The sequence below is a fragment of the Leptospira weilii serovar Ranarum str. ICFT genome, assembly GCF_000332415.1.
In the GTDB taxonomy this organism is placed as follows: domain Bacteria; phylum Spirochaetota; class Leptospiria; order Leptospirales; family Leptospiraceae; genus Leptospira; species Leptospira weilii_A.
This window is the reverse complement of record NZ_AOHC02000023.1, coordinates 95,001-97,500: the sequence shown is the minus strand read 5'-3', so window position 1 is coordinate 97,500 and position 2,500 is coordinate 95,001. Positions and strand designations below refer to the sequence as shown.

General features: G+C 45.9%; 1 protein-coding gene (running past one end of the window). It reads left to right on the top strand.

All coding sequences use genetic code 11. The features are described from left to right. Positions 1 to 127: 127 nt before the first annotated feature. Positions 128 to 2,500, top strand: partial view of a DNA-directed RNA polymerase subunit beta gene (rpoB, locus tag LEP1GSC060_RS07355; protein ID WP_002999899.1) — the 5' portion only. It continues 1,308 nt past the right edge of the window; only the first 2,373 of its 3,681 coding nucleotides appear in the window; the start codon lies at positions 128 to 130; its stop codon lies off the right edge, out of view.

Sequence of the window (2,500 nt, the reverse complement as noted above, 5' to 3'; positions counted from 1 at the left end):
GTATCATTTCCAAAAAAATACCTTAGGCTGGGAGAGTTGGAGTTCCTCGATTTTGCGTAGGTGAGATCGAATTCCGACGATTATTAATACAGGTCATTGTTTTTCATTTATCGATAGGGAGCACAGAATGTACGGTCAAGTAGAGAGAAAACGGGTAAACTTCGGAAAAATTACGAATCTGGATTACCTTCCCAACTTGATTCAAATTCAGAAGCGTTCTTTTGATTGGTTTCTCCAATCCGACGTTAAGGACGAAACCAAAAGAAAGCACCAAGGATTAGAAGCTGTTTTCCGGGAAACCTTTCCCATTGAAAGTCCCAACAACGACATGATCATGGAATACAGTCATTATATTCTCGGGGAACCGAAACGTTCTCCTCAGGAATGTAAGGACACGGACGCGACGTTCGCGATGCCGCTCAAAGCGGTGATCCGGTTGATCATCAAAGAAACCGGAGAAATTCGGGAGCAAACGGTTTACATGGGAGATCTTCCCGTGATGACCGAACAGGGAACGTTTATCATCAACGGAGCGGAACGTGTGGTGGTTTCTCAGCTTCACCGTTCTCCCGGTATATTCTTTTCTTATGATATGGAAAGAGACGTTTTCTCCGCCAGAGTGATTCCTTACAGAGGTTCCTGGCTGGAATTCGAAATGGACAACAAGGGAATTCTGATCGCTAAGATCGATAGAAAGAAAAAATTTCCGGCCACTCTTCTCATTAAATCACTCGGCCACGGAACCAACGAAGAAGTTCTGCGTTTGTTTTATAGTTCCAAAAAGGAAAAAATTGCGGGCGCTACTTCCAAGGATCTCAAAAAAATTCTCGGAAGAAGAACCATCAACGACATCATCAATATGGAAACCGGAGAGGTAATGCTCGAAGCCGGTTCCAAAGTCAACGAAGACAATATCTCCATCTTAAAAGAGATGAAGGTGAAAGAAGTCGAGTTGATGGAATTCCCGAAAGGAAAAGACAATCCGATCCTGATCAACGCTTTGGAAAAAGACGGAGTGAACGACTACGAGGACGCGATCCTCAAGTTTCATTCTCTCATGCGTCAGGGCGAACCTTCTACGATCGAGAACGCAACCGCGGAATTGACTCGTCTTTTCTTCTCTCCGAAAACTTTTGATCTCGGAGACGTGGGACGTTACAAAATCAATTCTAAGTTTGAATTCAACAATCCGAAAGAATTTTCCGGTGAAAAAGCGCGCGTCCTAAGGCCGGCGGATATCATCGAAACCGTTCGTTACATTCTGAACCTTTTCTCGGAAACCGAAAACTACTATCCGGACGATATCGATCACCTCGGTAACAGAAGGATTCGTTCCGTGGGAGAGTTGATCTCCAACCAACTCAAGACCGGATTCTCCAGAGTGGAAAGAGTGATCAAAGAAAGAATGACCGTTCAGGAGATCGAAACTCAAACTCCTCAACTTCTCATTTCGATCAAACCGATCACCGCGGTGATCAATGAATTTTTCGGTTCTTCTCAACTTTCTCAGTTTATGGATCAGACAAACCCTCTCGCGGAGCTGACTCACAAACGAAGATTGAACGCACTCGGTCCCGGAGGTCTTTCGAGAGACAGAGCCGGTATGGAAGTGCGGGACGTTCACTATTCTCACTACGGTAGAATGTGTCCGATTGAAACTCCGGAAGGTCCGAACATCGGTCTGATTCTTTCTATGTCTTCGTATGCTCGCGTAAACGACTACGGATTTTTGGAAACTCCGTACAGAACCGTGAAAAACGGAAAAGTCACCGGTCAGATCGAACACCTTACCGCAGACAAAGAAGAATATCATTATATCGCTCAGGCTTCGGGTGTGATCGACGAGAAAGGCGAGTTGAAAAACAAACTGATCTCCACTCGTCACAGAGGGGACTTTCCTTTCCGTAACCCGAGCGAGATCCAGTATATGGACTTGGCTCCTCTTCAAGTCGTTTCGGTTTCCACCGCGCTCATTCCATTCTTGGAACACGACGACGCGAACCGCGCCTTGATGGGTTCCAACATGCAACGTCAGGCGGTTCCTCTTCTTCGGGAAGAAGCGCCGTTTGTCGGAACCGGTATGGAAACCAGAGCCGCTTACGATTCTAGAATTTGTATCGTAAACAAACACGACGGCGTTGTAGTTTCCGTGGACGCGGAGCAAATCGTCGTGGAGAGAAAGGGCGGAAAAGAATCCGACAAATACGAACTGACTAAATTCAAAAAGACCAACCAAGGAACCTGCTTCAACCAGAAGCCGATCGTGGGTGTGGTTCACTCCGATTTTAACGGAAAGGTTACGAAAGTTTCCAAAGAAAAAATCGAAGTAACACGGGATAACGGAGATGTAAAAGAATACATTCTCCAAGTGGGAAGCAGACAATATGCTCCGATCGTTTCTTCCGGTGAGGAAGTAAAACGAGGAACCACTCTCGCAGGACAAATCGTAACCGGTGAGAAGTTGGATGAGATCGGAAACATCCTCGTGAAAGGAACGGTT